Here is a 16,214-nt window from a genome sequence, read left to right as displayed (position 1 = left end):
CCATGAGCCTGTCTCCAGAACGCCTAGACCGTTTCGCGCGCCATATCGTCCTGCCCGAAGTTGGCGGTGCGGGACAGGTCGCGCTGGCCGGCAAACATCTCGTGCTGGTCGGGCTGGGTGGCATCGGCAGCCCTGCGCTCCAATACCTCGCCGCCTCGGGAATCGGGAAGCTAACGCTGGTCGATGACGACAAGGTCGATGCGAGCAATCTCCAGCGCCAGACGCTCTATAACGAGCGCGATATCGGCCACGGAAAGGCGATCTCGGCCAAGCGCTGGGTTAAGCTGTTCGACCCCGAACTGGACGTCGAAATCAGCGACCGGCGGATCGATGCCGAGCGCGCAGCGACACTTGTCGACGGCGCCGACCTCGTGCTCGACGGGACCGACAATTTCGCCACCCGCCTTGCCGTGTCCGACGCCTGCGTGAAAGCGGGCGTGCCGCTGCTCTCGGCCGCGGTCGGGCGCTTCCAAGGACAGGTCGGCGCCTTCGCCGGACACTTGCCGGACGAGGCCTGCTACCGCTGCTTCGTCGGCGATGCCTTCGATGCCGAGGACTGCGATACCTGCGCCGAGGACGGCATGCTTGGCGCGATGGCAGGTTGGGTCGGCAGCTTCGCCGCGCTCCACGCGGTGCGCGTGCTGCTCGACGGCGTGAGCGCCTATGGCGATGCCCAATGGAGCCGCGTCAACCTGCTCGACGGGATGAAGCCCGGCCTACGGCAATTCACGATTGCCAAGGATCCGGCGTGCACGGGATGTGGTAGCGACGTCCGCTAACGACCCGATTGCAGACTTTTCTGGATAAAGCGCACTGCCCCCATGCATTGAAAGTAATTTCCGATTTACTTCGCTACGGTCATTGTAATTTTTTTGCACTCTGCTATATAGAAATTGCCTAACGTCGTTTGTGACGGATATTGATTGCCACTTGCAGCGCATAAGCGCGCTACCGGCACCTCGTCCATTTCATCCTTCCTGGCTCCGCAGCGGAACTCGTCCGCGCGGATGATTTTTCGTACGCAAGGATGATCTATTGGCGAAAGAAGAGCTCATAACGATGGAGGGCGCGATCGACGAGATCCTGCCCGATGGTCGCTTCGGCGTCACCCTCGACAATGAGCATCGCATCATCTGCTACACCGCAGGCAAGATGCGTCGCTATCGCATCCGATCGGTCGTTGGCGACCGCGTACACGTCGAAATGACGCCATACGATCTGAGCAAAGGCCGGATCGTCTTTCGCGAGCGAACTCCCGGGCCCATGCCCGCCGGTGCTCGCAAGCGCGGGTACAGGCGCTGAGACTTGAAGAAGGCGGCGGGAAGACCCTGCCGGAAATAAACATAATGAATCCAATGAACGCGCGCGATGCCTCGCGCCCCAAGCTTTCCCTCCGTTTCGCCGCCATCCGTGCGCAGCGCGGGGCGCGGGAAAACGCCAATCCTGGCCTCATGGCGACCGCCGAGCTGCGACGTGTCGTCGCAACGATGGTCGACTGAGTCACAAACACCTTTCGCGGCCATGCGTCAGCATCTCCGCCTCAGCAGGAGAACTGTCATTGACCTCAATCATCAATACGCCCAGCACCAACGGGCCCTTATGGGTGCCGAGTGTGCTGCAAACGATGACGACCGCCTCGCCAAACTGGTGAAGGCTTCACGCATTGCTGGACGCATAAGCGAATTCCAGCACGGACTGGGCGCTGCCGCAGCCTGTGCCTGGAGCAAAGCTCAATTTGCCAATCCGGCAATCCTGGCGACAGGTTTCGAAGCCACTCAATAGTACGTGGGTCTACTGTCGCCCCAGGAAAATGCTCACGTTGAATTTCGACGGATATCGACGCCTGGCGAGGCAATCGGAAATCTCCGGTTGTCGCGCCTTCAATACGACGACCTCCTTTCAATTGACGACTTGACGCACCACCCCGGCTCGCAATCTCGCCAGCCGCATACAAACGTCTCTTGAAAGGAAGCGAGATGACAACTGGTACCGTAAAATTCTTCAACACCGACAAAGGTTATGGCTTCATCCAGCCGGATGACGGCTCTGCCGACAGCTTCGTTCACATTTCCGCCGTTCAGGCGGCAGGGATGACGACGCTCGATAAGGACCAGCGCCTCAACTACGAAGTCGAAACCGGCCGCAACGGCAAGGAAAGCGCGGTCAATCTCTCGGCTGCAGATTAATCAGCCTACCCGAGTTCCTCTCGCGTGCTTTTGCGACCCGGCACGCGAGGGGGACACCCATATATGATCCAGACTAGAGAGATGCACATTGTACCAATCGTTCGAATTTTACGAAGCGCGTGCGCAAGAAGCAGCTCTCGAGGCAGACGCGGCGACGCTCGATAACGTCAAGCAACGTAATCTGCGTGCCGAGAAGTCTTGGACAATGCTGGCTGACCTGGCGCGAAAGGTAGCGACAGATCGAGCAAAGGCGGAGCAAGCCAAGGCGGAAAAGCGAGATGCCGAGCTTGGTCGGCAACTCCTGCAGTCGAGCTAGAACGACACCGCCATGTCTCTACCCAAGGGATTTGCCATGTTCCGCCGAACCGACGGAACTGCAGCTGTTTGCCGGGTTTCGGCAATCCTTTTCGTCGGAAAGAACGAACGTGGTGTTGTTCTAAATTTTGCCGGGGGCACGCAGGTCAATGTGCATGAAGACTTCGATGAAGTGATGGCCTTGCTATCTTCAGAAGCTTGAATGGTAACGGCTGTGTCCGCTTTCACGCATCTGACGACGCTATCACCCAGTTGGCGAAGTGCTAGGAGCGGACCTTCCGCTAACGACCCGATTGCCGACATTCGAGATTTCATTCTAACAAGCTGCAATGAGCATCAGCCCACAATATCCGTCTGAAGGTAGCAATCGACTAAGCTGGACGCTCCTGCGCATTTACGGCGTGATCAGTATTTGCTTCTTTCTCGCTGCTGTGATCGGGCGCTTCTTTGACTGGTCCATCGGTGGTGTCAGAGGAGAGCAGTTGGTTGCTATCACCGTAGTGAATCTATTCCTCTGCGTTTTCGCTGCCCGTTTACATCAGCGGTTCTTGAAATGATGGAGTTGCAACAAGCACGCTTTAGGCCGACCGCATTCCACCCATACGCGGACATCATCTTCCCAACAGCTCGCGCACCCACTCCGGCACCAGCTCGCTTGCGCGGCCTTGGCGCGATTCATTGAACCAGTAGGAGCCTTCGCTGCGTTCGAGGTTGAGCTCGAGCGTCGTTGCGCCCAGCTCGCGTGCATCGCGCACGAAACCAGCCGCGGGATAGACTGCGCCAGAAGTACCGATGCTCACGAAGAGGTCTGCCCTGCGAAGATGGGCATAGATACGCTCCATCTGGTAGGGCATCTCGCCGAACCAGACGACGTCCGGCCTCAGCGCCTGCGCGCCGCAGCCCGGGCAGGCGGGCTGGTCCAGGAGCGTTTCGCTCCAGCTGTGCCGTGCTTCGCAGCGGGAGCATAATGCGCTCAGCAATTCGCCATGCATGTGAAGCACGCGCCTTGCGCCCGCGCGTTCGTGCAAGTCGTCGACGTTCTGCGTGACGATTAGCAGTTCGCCCTCCCACTCGGCATCGAGCTTAGCCAATGCCTCATGCGCGGGATTGGGCGAGACTTTCTGCACCGCCTCGCGCCGCGCATCGTAGAAGCGCTGCACCAGTTCCGGATCGCGCGCGAAGCCTTCGGGCGTGGCGACATCCTCGACCCGGTGCTGCTCCCACAATCCGCCCGCATCGCGGAAGGTATCGATGCCGCTCTCTGCGGAAATTCCGGCCCCGGTCAGGACGACAATGTTGCGCGGCTCACTCATACCAGCCATGAACCACGGGAAGCTTAGGAGGGGCAATGGCAAATATCGGCGTCATCGGCAGCAAGGGCGCAATGGGCGAAGCCTTGCGGCGTGTAATCGAGGCCTCGGGCCACGACTACGCTGGCGGCGCGGACAAGGGCGACGACGTGAGCGGCCTTGCCGATGCCAGCGACATGCTGGTCGACTTTTCTGCGCCCGCAGCCCTGCAGGCGAATCTGCACGCCGCAATCGGTGCCGGGGTCCCTATCGTTATCGGCACGACGGGGCTCGAACAGAAGCATCACGAAGCGATCGACCAGGCCGCGCGCGCAGTACCCGTGCTGCAGACCGGCAATACCTCGCTCGGCGTCACGCTGCTGACCCATCTCGTGCGCGAGGCGGCATCGCGTCTCGGAGAGGACTGGGACATCGAAATCGTCGAGATGCACCACCGCCGCAAGGTCGATGCGCCTTCGGGAACGGCGCTCCTCCTCGGAGAAGCTGCGGCCGGCGCCCGCGGAATCGACCTCGACGAAAATTCGGAAAGCGGGCGCGACGGCCAGACCGGACCGCGCGATCGCGGCGCCATCGGCTTCGCGGCCCTGCGCGGCGGAACAGTGGCCGGCGAGCACAGCGTGATCCTCGCGGGCGAACAGGAGCGCCTCACGCTCTCGCACAGCGCCGAGAACCGCGAGATATTCGCGCGCGGCGCGGTCCGGGCGGCGGAATGGCTGAAAGGTCGCGAGCCAGGACGCTATACGATGGAAGAGGTTCTCGGGATCTGACGCCATGAAGCTGCGCGAGTATCTCCATCACCAGATCACCATCGGCTCGTGGCCCGACGGCAAGCTGACGGGGATGAATGTCCTCCTGATCTGGGTGATCCTCGCAGCTGTCGTGGTTGGCGTAATCTCGACAGAACCGGAAATCCTGAACCGGTATCGCAAGGAAATCCTCTGGGCGGAAATTGCATTCGGCGTGTTCTTCCTCGTCGAATATCTTGCCCGCATCTACGCCGCGCCCGAAATGCCCGGCGAGGGTTCCGACTGGTCCAAGCGCTGGCGCTTCATCCGTTCGCCGATCGGCCTCGTGGACCTCGCCGTCGTCATCGTGAGCCTTGCTCCCTTCTTCATCGCCAATGCGGCAGCCCTGCGGATCCTGCGCCTGCTGCGCGTATTCGCGCTCGCCAAGCTCGGTCACTTCTCCGCGGCGATGCGCGAGATATTGGGCGCCCTCAAGGAACGCAGCTACGACCTGCTGGTCTGCGCCGCACTGGCCTTCAGCCTGCTGCTCGTTGGTGCGAGCGGACTCTACTGGCTAGAGGGCCATCTCCAGCCCGACAATTTCGGCAGCATTCCGCGCGCGCTCTGGTGGGCGGTGATCACGCTGACCACCGTCGGTTATGGCGATGCCTATCCGATCACCACCGCCGGCAAGCTCATCGGCTCGCTCGTCGCTGTCGGGGGCGTGCTCCTGGTCGCGCTGCCGACCGGCATTTTTGCCGCAGCATTCTCCGATGCCATGCAGCGCCGGCGCGAGGCACTGGCAAGGGCACTTGCCGAAATCGAAGAGATCAGCTGATCGCACACGCATGACCAAGGACCAGATTTTCGAGTTCTTCCGGCGGCTCGCCGAAGACAATCCCTCGCCCGAGACCGAGCTGGAATATGGCAATTGCTACCAGCTGGTGGTGGCGGTGGCGCTTTCCGCGCAGGCGACCGATATCGGCGTGAACAAGGCGACGCGCGCGCTGTTCCGGGAAGTCGAGACGCCCGAGCAGATGCTCGAACTGGGCGAAGACGGTCTCAAGGAGCACATCAAGACGATCGGCCTGTTCAATTCCAAGGCCAAGAACGTGATCCTGCTGAGCCAGCTACTGGTCGACGAATATGGCGGCGAGGTTCCCGACACGCGCGAGGATCTCGTGCGCCTTCCCGGCGTCGGCCGCAAGACCGCAAACGTCGTGCTCAACTGCTGGTTCGGGCAGGAGACCTTCGCGGTCGACACGCACATCCTGCGCGTCGGAAACCGCACCGGTCTCGCCAAGGGCAAGACGCCCGAACAGGTCGAGGCAAAGCTTGAAAAGCGCGTTCCGCAGCCATTCCGGCTCGGCGCACACCACTGGCTCATCCTGCATGGCCGTTATGTCTGCAAGGCACGCACGCCGGAGTGCTGGCGGTGCAAGGTCGCCGACTTGTGCAGCTACCGGAAGAAGGTCCTGGAGAAGCCCAAGGGCCGCTGATCGCGCGCGGCGGGCTTGAAGGAAACGACAAGCTGAGGCAGCCTTGCCCTCGAAGGAGAGAGGGTATGGACACGCAAGTCGACAACCGTCCGGTTTCGATAGCCGGCGACCTTTCGACAGGGGACCTGACCGAAGCATTGCGCCTTGGCTGGCGCGACTTCCTATCGAAGCCGCACTACGGGCTTTTCTTTGCCTCCTTCTACGTCGCGATCGGCATCCTCCTCTACTACCTCCTCATGGTCCGCGGAGAGGCACGCTGGATGATCGCGCTTGTCGCGGGCTTCCCGCTATTTGCGCCCTTTGCCGCCGTCGGTCTCTACGAGGTCAGCCGAAGGCTCGAGAACGGGACGCCCACCACATGGGGCGCCATCCTCGGTGCGCTGCGCGGCCGCGGTGACGAACAATTGCTGCTGATGGGCGGCATCATTTTCGTCGGCTTCAGCTTCTGGGTGATCATCGCGCACATGATATTCGCGATCTTCGCCTCGGCAGCCGGGCTCGGCGAAGGGATGGAATTCCTACGCTCGCCGACAGGGATGACCATGCTCGCGGTCGGCAGCACCGTGGGCGCAGTGATCGCCTTCGTCTTCTATGCGATCACGCTGATGAGCTTGCCCATGCTGGTCGACCGCGACGTCGACTTCATCACCGCCATCATCACCAGCTTCAGGGCGCTGAGCGCGAATTTCGGCGTGCTCATTCTATGGGCAGTGATCATCGCGGCAGCGCTCGGCGCAGCGATCCTTCCCTTCTTCCTGGGCCTGTTCGTCGTCCTGCCCGTCCTTGGGCATGCGACATGGCACCTTTATCGCAGGACCGTTAGCTAGCGATCAGACGTCGTCGGCCGAGATCATCTCGGCCTTATCGATCTCGCCCGTCATTACGGCCACGGTGGTCGCCACCGCCGCGTCGCCGCTGACATTGGTCGTGGTGCGCATCATATCCATGATGCGGTCGACGCCTGCGACGAAGGCGATCGTTTCGAGCGGCACACCGACCGCGCCGAAGACCAGCGCCATCATGATGAGGCCCGCGCCCGGGATGCCTGCCGCACCGACCGCTCCCAGCGTCGCGAGGATCGAGATGAGGAAATAGTCGCCCATCGTCAGGTCGACACCGAAGATCTGCGCGCCGAACAGCGTGGCGAGGCCCAGGTACATGGCCGTACCGTTCATGTTGATCGTCGCACCGAGGCTGATCACGAAGCTGGCGACCGAGTTCGAGACGCCGAGGTTGCGCTCCGCGCAGCGCAGCGTCACCGGAAGCGTCGCATTGGACGAAGCGGTCGAATAGCTCACCGCCATCGCGTCGATGATGCCGCGGAAGAAATCGCGCACCGGGAGCTTAGCAAGGAACTTGATCATGCTGCCGTAGATCAGGACGATGATCAGCAGGCAGCCGAGGTAGTTGAGGCCAACCAGCTTCGCGAGGCTGATGAGCGCATCGAGGCCCAGCGTGCCCGCCACCCAGGCCATCAGCGCGAAGACGCCGAAGGGCGTCAGTTCCATCACCACCATGGTGACCTTCTGCATCACGACCGCGCCGCTATCGAAGACCTTCTGTACCGGCTCGCCGTCCTTGCCCGCCATCAGGATGCCGATGCCGATCAGCAGCGAGAAGACGATCAGCGGCAGCACCGCCACGTCCGCCATCACCTGCACCGGGCTTTCCGGCACGATCGAGAGGATCATGTCGACCGCGGTGGTCGGATTGGGTTCGGGCGTCGCGCCCTTCTGGATCGCGCTGGTGTCGACCCCTGCGCCTGGAGCGACGAAAGTGCCCAGCGCAAGGCCGAGCCAGACCGCGATCTGGCCGGTAACGATGAACAAGATCATGGCGCGCCCGCCAACTGCGCCCAGCTTCCTGAGATCGCCAATAGCCGCGACGCCCGCGACGAGGCTGAAGAAGATCAGCGGGACGACCAGCATCTTGATCGACTTGATGAAGAAGTCGCCGATCCACTTGATGCTTTCCGCCTCGGGGCCCCAGGCATAGCCGGTCAGCACGCCGAGCAGCAGTGCCGTCAGCACGCGCTGCCACAGCGGAATTTCGAACCAGACCTTCAGCATGTGTGTCCCCTCACGTCCCGTAAATTATGCCAGCGCGTCTTTCGCGATCGCCGTGTAGATGCGGCTTAGCGTGGAAAGGTCCTCGATGGCCACAGCTTCGTCGCGCTTGTGCATGGTCGCGTTGACGAGGCCGAATTCGATCACCGGGCAGACGCTGCGCAGGAAGCGCGCATCCGAGGTGCCGCCGGTGGTCGAAGGCTCGGGCTCGACGCCCGTCGCCTCCTTCACTGCGCGCGCAATAATGTCGCTGAACTCACCCGGCGGGGTGAGGAAGGGTTCGCCCGAAATGATCGGCTTGGCGATGCCGCCGTGTTTCTCGGCGATCGCGCCGACCTTCTCCGAAAGCGACGCACCCGAGTGCAGATCGTTGAAGCGGATCGAGATGCGCGCCTCGGCCTTTGCGGGGATGACATTGTGCGCCATGTTGCCGACTTCGAGATCGGTGATTTCGAGATTGGAGGGCTGGAACCAGTCGGTCCCCTCGTCGAGGACCAGCGCGTCGAGTTCGGCCAGCATGGCGACGAGTTTGGGGATCGGGTTTTCGGCAAGGTGCGGATAGGCGACATGGCCCTGCGTGCCCTCAATCTCGAGCCAGATGTTGACCGAACCGCGCCGCCCGATCTTCATCATGTCGCCCAAGCGATTGACGCTGGTGGGTTCGCCCACGAGGCACAGGTCGGGCTGGTGGCCCTCGGCCCGCATGAAATCGATCAGCGCACGCGTACCGTGAAGCGCGGGGCCCTCCTCGTCACCGGTGATGATGAAGCTGATCGTGCCCGCTTCGGCGGGGACATCTTTAACCGCCTCGACCATGCAGGCAATCGCGCCTTTCATGTCGACCGCGCCGCGACCATAGAGCAGCTCGCCGCGCACTTCGGGCTCGAATGCGCCCGAGGCCCAGCCACCGCCCGGCGGCACCACGTCGAGGTGTCCGGCGAAGGAGAAGTGCTTCGATCCTTCCGGGCCGCGGCGGATGGCGAAGAGATTCTCTACCGGTGCTTCGGGGCTGCCCGCTTCCCCGTCGCCGCGCGTGAAGCGGGTGACGTCGAAGCCTAGCGGCTCCAGCATCGCCTGCATCTCGTCGAATACGGATCCGGTGGCGGGGGTGACGCTTTCGGCGGCGATGAGCCGCTTGGCGAGATCGAGGACTTCGGTCATGCTGCCTCCGCTAGCAGGAGTGTACGCCAATGCCCAAGCTCGATCTCGATGCCATCCCCCAGACCAACGCAACCGGCTATCCGCCACCTTTCGACGAGGATGTACAGGGCCGCAACTATCGCCGCCTCGCGCCGGCCGCAGGCCTCACCAAGCTGGGGGCAAGCCACGTGGTGCTCGACCCGGGGGCATACTCCTCGCAAAGACACTGGCACGAAGAAGAGGACGAGATGGTCATCATGCTTCAGGGCGAAGCTGTGCTGATCGAGGACGAAGGCGAAATTCCGATCGGCCCCGGCGATATCCTTGCGTGGAAGGCCGGCGTGCAGAACGGGCACCGCTTGCACAACCGCAGCGATCACCCTTGCGTCTACATCGCCATCAGCGCCGGCGACGGTGACAAGGACCGCGGCGAGTATCCCGACATCGACATGGTCTTCAGGCCCGATGGCTATTTTAAGAAGGACGGCACGCGCTACCCTACCGAGCGCCTGCCCTAACGGCGTTCCGGCTCGGGCAGTGGCCCCGGCGCAAAGGCGCTTTCGAGATATTGCGCCATGCGGATGCCAGCCTGCGTCACGCGGCGGCGCGAGATAGGGATTGCCCTCTCGATATCCTCCTGCGTCAGTGCGGTCTGGTTGGGTAGATCCTCACCTTCGCAAGCCGGTCGGTCGAAGGCGTTCGGATAGACGAAATCGCGGCTCGTCTGCCAGCTTTCGCGGCCCCATTCGGCCGGATCGCCTCCGCCAAGCTCGGCAATTTCCTCTGCCGAGTAGCGGCGCGCAAGGGACACCGGTGCAGAGGTGATTGCACGCTCGGCCAGCGGGCCGTCCCAGATCCAGTGAAGGTTGAGCCCCGGCGCGATCCCGTAGTCGGTCTCGATATCGTTGCCACCGCGGTCCTCATGGTCGCCCGAGTGCAGCGGCATGTGCACATCGCCGATGAAGTGGACCATGAAGGCGAGCGCCTCGAGCCGGATATGCGCAGGCAGGCTCTCGTCTGCGAGCAGACGATGGCTGCGTTCGATCTGCGCGGTTACACAATTGCCGCCCGAGCAATTGGCTCTCGGATTATAGGCCTCGCAAACGGGCGCGGTCCGGTAGTGCCAGGCAGCCGTATAGCCCCAGCGCCAGCGCGTCCGGCGAACACAATCGGGCCAGACAGTCGCATCTTCGAGACTGACCAGATCGCATTCGGGCGTCGCAAGCAGCGGCGCTGCACGAAGCAGGCGCTCGATCTTCGCACGCGTTTCCGGCGTGACGTTCTGCAGCGCGATCTCGCCGGTGGTGCGATGCGCGAAGAAGCCCCAGGCGTGGGCGGGAACGGGCAGCAGCGCGAGAAGCGCCGCGGCGAGCGTCAGGACACGGTTTCGTATTGTTCGATCACCCATTCTTCGTTTTCCGATGCTTCGATCCACGCCTTCATCCAGTCATGCTCCCAGATCGCCTGCATATATGCGGCGGCAAAGCCCGGGACGGGGATCTGGTAGCTGATGAACCGTGACACTACGGGGGCAAAAAAGATGTCCGCCGCGCCGAAAGTGCCGAACAGGTAGGGCCCGCCATTGCCGAAGCGGCTGCGCGCCTCCGCCCACAGGCCGAGGATGCGCAGGATGTCCGCCTTACACGCCTCGCTCGGCTCGAACCCGTCGAAGCGCTTGCGCACGTTCATCGGGCATTCGCTGCGCAGAGCCTGGTAGGAGGAATGCATTTCGGCGACCATCGAGCGCGCCATGCCCCGCGCGGTGTCGTCCTTGGGCCAGAAGCGGTCACGACCGACCTTGTCGGCAAGATATTCGAGCATGGCGAGGCTGTCCCACACCACGATCTCGTCGTCCCACAGCAGCGGGACCTTGCCGTGGCTGGGCTGGATCTCGCCGCCCTGCTTGGTCGCTTCCCAGTTCTCTCCGAACAGCGGGACCACGATTTCCTCGAACGAGAGGCCCGATTGCTTGGCGGCTAGCCAGCCGCGCAGCGACCAGCTCGAATAGTTCTTGTTGCCGATGATGATCTTCATGAACCCACCTTTCGAATGGGCGGGTTAGAGGTTCAGGATTACGCTGTCGAGGCTGAACGAGACGGCTTTCCGTGGGCGACCTATGGAGCTAGACAAGCGCCATGAGCCTGCGCCCCTTCCACCTCGCCTTCCCCGTCCACGATCTCGACGAGGCCCGTGCCTTCTACGGCGGCCTGCTCGGCTGTGCCGAGGGCCGTTCGTCAGACGAATGGATCGACTTCGATTTTTACGGCCACCAGATCGTCCCGCACCTGAGCGGCGATGCAGGCGACCGGGCTAGCAACCCGGTAGACGGGCACGACGTCCCGATCCCGCACTTCGGCGCAGTCCTGAAGATGGCGGACTGGGAAGCGCTGAGGGATCGCCTGGTCGAGGCGGGCGTCGCGTTCATCATCGAACCGACCGTTCGCTTCAGGGGCAAGCCGGGTGAGCAGGCGACGATGTTCTTCCGCGACCCGAGCGGCAATGCGCTGGAGATGAAGGCTTTCACCGACGACGCGATGCTGTTCGCGACCTAGTTTTCGGTACTGTCAATGTAGCGGAGCCACCGATGCCGCAGAGGACATCGATGGCTCCGACTTTCACTATCGACGACTGATCAGTTGCCGAATTTCACCTTGACCCTCACGCCGATCTGGCGCGGAGGCAGGATGTGGGTGGAGAAGCCGCGCACATAGACCGGACCGCCTTCGAAATCGAAGATGTCCTGGTTGCTGAGGCGGGTTCCGATCGCGCCAGTCTCGGCAAATTCGTCGAACAGATTGTCCGCGAATAGCGTCGCCGAGAACGTGTCGGCTTCGTAGGTGATCGCCGCATTGGCGACACCGAAGCTGTCGAGCGTCAGGCTCGAGCCCCTGCCCCCTGCACGCGTCAGCACATCGCCCTGCCAGGAATAGCTGGCATTGAACTTCAGGCTGTCGCCATTGGCGAGCGGCATGTCGTAGAGGCCGAAGAGCGAGAACTGCGTTTCGGGGAAACCGGGCAGGCGGTCGCCATCCTGGCCATCCTCGAACGCCGAACCGAAGCCGGGCGGGTTGATCGTCCGGATAAGGTCCGGCGTCAGCGTGGTCAGCGTGGAATCGATGTAGCTGAAGTTCCCGCGGAACTGCAGGTTGTCGGTTGCCCGCCAGCTTGCCGACAGCTCGACGCCCTTCGATTCCGCACCGCCACCATTGACGGTGATCGGGATGTTGGCGTTAATCGTCGCCGAGCCGAGCTGCGGATCGATCCAGTCGATGTAGTAGATCGCACCGTTCAGCGTCATGTCGCCATTGAGCAGCGTCGACTTGAACCCGAGTTCGTAGTTTCGGGTCTTGTCGGGCGAGAACTGGCGTTCGTCGCGGGTCGACACGCCGACCTGTCCGTTTCCGGCATCAAATTCCTGACCCGGTGCCAGCGCGCAGGCGCCCTGCGTGTTGGCGCCGGTGGGATCGTAGGGTTCGCACTGGCCCACGCCGTTCACGCCGCCGATGCGATAGCCTTCGCTGACGGTTGCGTAGACGAGCAGGTCGGGATTGACCTCCCACGAGATATTGCCCTTGAACAGGAAGCCGTCGTCCGACTGTGCAAGGTCGGGATCGAAGGCGAGTTCGGCCACCTCGTCGAGTGTCAGCGGGGTGTAGCTGAGGGGTTCGAAGAGCGGGAAATCGACCGTTGCGGCCGACTTGAGATCGTAATCGTAGTACCGGCCGCCGACAGTTACCGTCACCGCATCGAAGAACTCGTACCCGACTTCGCCGAACACTGCCTTTTCGGTCAGCCGGTTGCGGTTGGTCGAGAAGTACTCGAGCGCATCGGGGCGATCGGTCAGCCCGAAACCGAGCGCGGGCTGGTTCACGTAAGGCACGTAACCGGGCACGAACTCTGCCGAGAAGGCCGCGTTGTTGAGACGGTTGTAATAGCCGCCGACGATCCAGTTGAGCGGGCCGTCGCCGGTCGAGACAAGCCGGATTTCCTGGTTGAACCGTTCTTCCTCGCCGCGTTCGCGGGTGAAGGCGGTGAAGGCCGGGAAGAGCTCGTAGCTGTACTCGAGCGTGATCAGCAGCGTCGTCTGGTCGCGCTGGCCGTCGTCGTCGAAAGTGCTCCAGCCGGTCGCCGAAGTCAGCTCTGCAAAGCCGAGGTCCGCCACCACTTCGAGCGCCAGCAGGTCGTTCTTGATGGTGTTGGGTTCCTGAACGCGGAAGGCGTTTTCATAACGACCCACGCTGTCGGTACCATCGAGCAGGCCCGGCACGTCGCTGCGCCAGTGCGAGACGCGGCGGCCTTCGATATCGGCTTCCTGGAAATAGTAAGTCAGCGTCGTATCGAGCCAGTTCGTAGGCTCCCACCGGGCGGCGATGCGTCCGGAAACCACGTCTTCGCCATCGGCGTCCTTCACCCGGTTGAGACCGGCACCCGTGTCAGGGTTGGTGACGCCCACCTGGTCGACCACGTTGACGTAGTCGATGAAGCCGGAATCATGCGACCAGTCGATCGAGCCGCGCAGGGCAAACGTGTCGGTCAGGCCCACGTTGAGGGTCATTCCGGTTTCGTGGCTGAGGCTGGAAGCCTTGGAATATTTGGAAGCCTCGGCACGGACTTCGCCGCTGATCTCGCCGAATTGCGGCTTCACGGGAATGTAGCGGATCGCGCCGCCCAGCGTGCCTGCGCCATAGAGCGTGCCTTGCGGTCCGAGCAGGACTTCGACGCGCTCGAGGTCGTTGAGCTTGAGGTCAACGAAGACGGGGATTTCGCCGATATAGGTCGCAACCGTACCACCGCCGTCATTGTTGCCATCGCCCGAACCGATCGCGTCGACGTTGAGGCCGCGCACGATGATCGGGTTGCCCTGTCGGCCGCCGCGATCGACGATGTTGATGCCGGGAACGAAGGGCAGGAGATCGGACAGTTCGGTGAGACCCTGCTCTTCGATCTGTTCGCCGCCCACCGCTGCGATGTTGAGGGGGATGTCCTGGACCGATTCAGCGCGGCGTGTTGCCGTCACCACGATTTCGTTCGTCTGGACCGCTTCGGGCTGGCTGTCCTGAGCCATCAGGGGCGCAGCATAGGTGGAACCTATGACAGTCGAACCCAGTAATGCCGCGCGTGCGACCCCCCGTGAAAATTGAGCTTTCATGTCGTTTGTTTCCCTCATAGCTGTTCTAGACATGTGCAATCCCTTTGCTGCATCGCAGCAATCGGCAACCCTGCAACGGGGACACTTCGTTGTCAAATTACGTGGGAGCCCAAACCGATAACCGATAAATACGCCTCGATGAGCGTCGCCAAACAAAAATTGTTCTCCGGCGCATTTAAGGAAGCATATGCCGCGGCGCAGGAGCTTTTGCGCGCCGAGCCGGGTAGCCCCCAAGCGGTGCTAATCATGGCCGCGATCGCCATCGAGCACGGCAACCAGCCCGCCGCGCTGCGGCTGGTTGAACTGCTCGAAAAGGCCGGCCTGAAGGACTGCTGGTTCGAGGTACTCAAGGCGAGGATCGCGCTGCTGCGCCAAGACCAAGAAGGGGCGCGGCGACATGCCATGAGCGCTGCCGCTCTCGGAACCGACGATGCAGATATCGCCAATCAGCTCGGCGTCGTCCTCTCGCGCACAGGCCATCACGAGGAAGCTGTAGCCCCGCTGAGGATCGCAGTGGAGAAGGCCGGCGACAACACCGACCACCGCTACAATTTCGCGGTCGCGCTGCAGTTCGCCGGGGAACTGGCCGAAGCTGAAGAGCAGTTTCGCGAACTGGTCCGGCAAGATCCCTCGCATGCACGCGGCTGGCTCGCGCTGGCGCAGCTGGCGAAATCTCCGGAGGAAGAGTGGCTTGAAGTGCTCTCGCAGCAATTCGATGTCAGCAGCGACACCGAGCAGCGCCTGCTGATCGGCCACGCGCTCGCGCGGATCGAGGAATCCCGCAAGGATTGGGATTCCTCATTCGACTGGCTGCAGAAGGCCAAGGAAGCAAAACAGTCCGAGGTCGGCCATGACCGCGAGTTCGCTGGGAGAGTAGTCGATGCGGCGATTGCCTCGATCGACGCGCAACCGATTGCCTCCACGCCTTCGGGAGACGAGCGCCCGATCTTCATCGTCGGCATGCCACGCAGCGGGACCACCCTCGTCGAGCGTATCCTCACTTCGCACTCGGAAGTCACCTCGGTCGGCGAACTGTCGGATTTCGCCATCGTGTTGAAGAAGTTCCTCGATACGCCAGGTCCGATGGTGCTCGATGCCGAGGTGCTCAAGGCCGCAGGAGCGCGAGACGACCTGACCCCGGTGGGCGATGCCTATCGCACGCGAGCGGAAGCGCTGGCAGGAGACGAGGCCCGCTACATCGACAAGATGCCCTTCAATTCCTTTTTCGTGCCTGCGATCCTGCGCGCGATCCCCGGCGCAAGAGTGATCTGCCTCAGGCGTTCGCCACACGATCTGCTGATGGCGAACTACCGCCAGCTCTTCGCGACGGGCTTCAGCTATTACAGCTATTCATACGATCTCCAGGACACCGCCCACTTCATCGCCGGCTTCGAACGGATGGCAACTGCTTACGAGGCCTCGCTCCCACCGGACCGGTTCATGGCCATCCGCTACGAGGATGTCGTGGCAGACCAGCGCGGCAAGACGGAGGCGCTGCTCGATTTCTGCGGGCTCGATTGGGAAGAGGCCTGCATGCAGTTCCAGCGCAATGCCGAGCCCGTTGCGACCGCAAGTTCGGTGCAGGTTCGCTCGCCGATCTATTCGAGCTCGATCGGCCAATGGCGTCGCTATAATGCCGCGAGCGCGCAGGTCGAAGACAGCCTGGCGAAGTTCGGCGTCGATCCCGGCGAAGGCTGACACGTTCCCGGCGGAAAAGAGCACACCACAAGTTCGATTGCCCTTCCCCTGACGAGGGCCTAGGTACCATCCTGTGGTCGCGTCCGTTGGGGGCAACCTGCGATTAGCGACGAACAGCTAAATCTC

19 protein-coding genes are annotated in these 16,214 nt (G+C 62.4%); 13 read left to right on the top strand and 6 right to left on the bottom strand.

What is annotated here, in order from left to right; all coding sequences use genetic code 11:
* Window positions 1–2: 2 nt before the first annotated feature.
* The 6 genes from ACZ1G8_RS08065 (at window position 3) to ACZ1G8_RS08040 (ending at window position 3,058) form a co-directional block, all read left to right on the top strand.
* Entirely contained in the window at window positions 3–779 is a 777-nt protein-coding gene (locus tag ACZ1G8_RS08065) for a HesA/MoeB/ThiF family protein (protein ID WP_472678944.1), read from the top strand.
* A gap of 256 nt (window positions 780–1,035) precedes the next feature.
* A complete protein-coding gene (infA, locus tag ACZ1G8_RS08060) occupies window positions 1,036–1,302 on the top strand; it encodes a translation initiation factor IF-1 (RefSeq protein ID WP_221429023.1) in 267 nt (88 codons plus the stop codon).
* Window positions 1,303–1,355: 53 nt separating this feature from the next.
* Window positions 1,356–1,499 (top strand): hypothetical protein, encoded by a 144-nt coding sequence (locus tag ACZ1G8_RS08055; RefSeq protein ID WP_472678943.1) that lies wholly within the window; start codon window positions 1,356–1,358, stop codon window positions 1,497–1,499.
* 477 nt (window positions 1,500–1,976) lie between these two features.
* Window positions 1,977–2,186 carry a cold-shock protein gene (locus tag ACZ1G8_RS08050; RefSeq protein ID WP_221429020.1) on the top strand — a complete coding sequence of 70 codons (210 nt, stop codon included), beginning with the start codon at window positions 1,977–1,979 and terminating at the stop codon, window positions 2,184–2,186.
* 328 nt (window positions 2,187–2,514) lie between these two features.
* Window positions 2,515–2,703, top strand: a complete 189-nt coding sequence (locus tag ACZ1G8_RS08045) for a hypothetical protein (RefSeq protein WP_472678942.1) — start codon at window positions 2,515–2,517, stop codon at window positions 2,701–2,703.
* A 127-nt stretch (window positions 2,704–2,830) separates the two neighbouring features.
* Window positions 2,831–3,058 carry a hypothetical protein gene (locus tag ACZ1G8_RS08040; RefSeq protein WP_472678941.1) on the top strand — a complete coding sequence of 76 codons (228 nt, stop codon included), beginning with the start codon at window positions 2,831–2,833 and terminating at the stop codon, window positions 3,056–3,058.
* Window positions 3,059–3,112: 54 nt separating this feature from the next.
* Here ACZ1G8_RS08040 and ACZ1G8_RS08035 read toward each other — a convergent pair whose 3' ends face one another.
* Window positions 3,113–3,814 (bottom strand): NAD-dependent deacylase, encoded by a 702-nt coding sequence (locus ACZ1G8_RS08035; RefSeq protein ID WP_472678940.1) that lies wholly within the window; start codon window positions 3,812–3,814, stop codon window positions 3,113–3,115.
* A gap of 35 nt (window positions 3,815–3,849) precedes the next feature.
* Here ACZ1G8_RS08035 and dapB point away from each other — a divergent pair, with 35 nt between their 5' ends.
* The 4 genes from dapB to ACZ1G8_RS08015 all read left to right on the top strand — a co-directional run bounded on the left by dapB (window position 3,850) and on the right by ACZ1G8_RS08015 (window position 6,862).
* Complete coding sequence (gene dapB, locus ACZ1G8_RS08030; RefSeq protein WP_472678939.1) at window positions 3,850–4,578, top strand: 4-hydroxy-tetrahydrodipicolinate reductase; 729 nt, start codon at window positions 3,850–3,852, stop codon at window positions 4,576–4,578.
* A gap of 4 nt (window positions 4,579–4,582) precedes the next feature.
* Window positions 4,583–5,374 carry an ion transporter gene (locus tag ACZ1G8_RS08025; RefSeq protein WP_472678938.1) on the top strand — a complete coding sequence of 264 codons (792 nt, stop codon included), beginning with the start codon at window positions 4,583–4,585 and terminating at the stop codon, window positions 5,372–5,374.
* A gap of 10 nt (window positions 5,375–5,384) precedes the next feature.
* Complete coding sequence (gene nth / locus ACZ1G8_RS08020) at window positions 5,385–6,035, top strand: endonuclease III (protein WP_472678937.1); 651 nt, start codon at window positions 5,385–5,387, stop codon at window positions 6,033–6,035.
* 65 nt (window positions 6,036–6,100) lie between these two features.
* Window positions 6,101–6,862, top strand: a complete 762-nt coding sequence (locus ACZ1G8_RS08015) for a DUF2189 domain-containing protein (RefSeq protein WP_472678936.1) — start codon at window positions 6,101–6,103, stop codon at window positions 6,860–6,862.
* A gap of 3 nt (window positions 6,863–6,865) precedes the next feature.
* Here the strand turns inward: ACZ1G8_RS08015 and ACZ1G8_RS08010 are convergent, their stop codons facing one another.
* Both ACZ1G8_RS08010 and dapE read right to left on the bottom strand, forming a co-directional pair.
* Window positions 6,866–8,104 carry a dicarboxylate/amino acid:cation symporter gene (locus tag ACZ1G8_RS08010; protein ID WP_472678935.1) on the bottom strand — a complete coding sequence of 413 codons (1,239 nt, stop codon included), beginning with the start codon at window positions 8,102–8,104 and terminating at the stop codon, window positions 6,866–6,868.
* 24 nt (window positions 8,105–8,128) lie between these two features.
* On the bottom strand, window positions 8,129–9,262 hold the full coding sequence (gene dapE / locus ACZ1G8_RS08005) for a succinyl-diaminopimelate desuccinylase (RefSeq protein ID WP_472678934.1): 1,134 nt from the start codon (window positions 9,260–9,262) through the stop codon (window positions 8,129–8,131).
* Between the two features lie 29 nt (window positions 9,263–9,291).
* On the opposite strand from dapE, the gene ACZ1G8_RS08000 reads away from it, so the two are divergent.
* A complete protein-coding gene (locus ACZ1G8_RS08000) occupies window positions 9,292–9,759 on the top strand; it encodes a cupin domain-containing protein (protein ID WP_472678933.1) in 468 nt (155 codons plus the stop codon).
* Here ACZ1G8_RS08000 and ACZ1G8_RS07995 read toward each other — a convergent pair.
* Both ACZ1G8_RS07995 and ACZ1G8_RS07990 read right to left on the bottom strand, forming a co-directional pair.
* The gene (locus ACZ1G8_RS07995; protein WP_472678932.1) at window positions 9,756–10,649 is read right to left on the bottom strand and encodes a S1/P1 nuclease; all 894 of its coding nucleotides are present in this window, start codon (window positions 10,647–10,649) and stop codon (window positions 9,756–9,758) included. The genes ACZ1G8_RS08000 and ACZ1G8_RS07995 overlap by 4 nt on opposite strands.
* A complete protein-coding gene (locus ACZ1G8_RS07990; RefSeq protein WP_244921363.1) occupies window positions 10,616–11,275 on the bottom strand; it encodes a glutathione S-transferase family protein in 660 nt (219 codons plus the stop codon). Before ACZ1G8_RS07990 ends, ACZ1G8_RS07995 begins: the two co-directional genes overlap by 34 nt.
* 101 nt (window positions 11,276–11,376) lie before the next feature.
* On the opposite strand from ACZ1G8_RS07990, the gene ACZ1G8_RS07985 reads away from it, so the two are divergent.
* A complete protein-coding gene (locus tag ACZ1G8_RS07985; protein WP_472678931.1) occupies window positions 11,377–11,793 on the top strand; it encodes a VOC family protein in 417 nt (138 codons plus the stop codon).
* 80 nt (window positions 11,794–11,873) lie between these two features.
* On the opposite strand, the gene ACZ1G8_RS07980 is transcribed toward ACZ1G8_RS07985, so the two are convergent.
* Window positions 11,874–14,306 (bottom strand): TonB-dependent receptor, encoded by a 2,433-nt coding sequence (locus tag ACZ1G8_RS07980; RefSeq protein WP_472678930.1) that lies wholly within the window; start codon window positions 14,304–14,306, stop codon window positions 11,874–11,876.
* A 330-nt stretch (window positions 14,307–14,636) separates the two neighbouring features.
* Between ACZ1G8_RS07980 and ACZ1G8_RS07975 the strand changes: the two genes are divergently transcribed.
* Window positions 14,637–16,088, top strand: coding sequence for a sulfotransferase family protein (locus tag ACZ1G8_RS07975; protein WP_472678929.1), 1,452 nt, complete (start codon window positions 14,637–14,639; stop codon window positions 16,086–16,088).
* Window positions 16,089–16,214: the final 126 nt, after the last annotated feature.

The sequence above is a fragment of the Qipengyuania sp. BR81-2 genome (genome assembly GCF_055693895.1).
The sequence above is the reverse complement of the archived record's forward strand: the minus strand, read 5'-3'. Positions and strand labels throughout refer to the sequence as shown.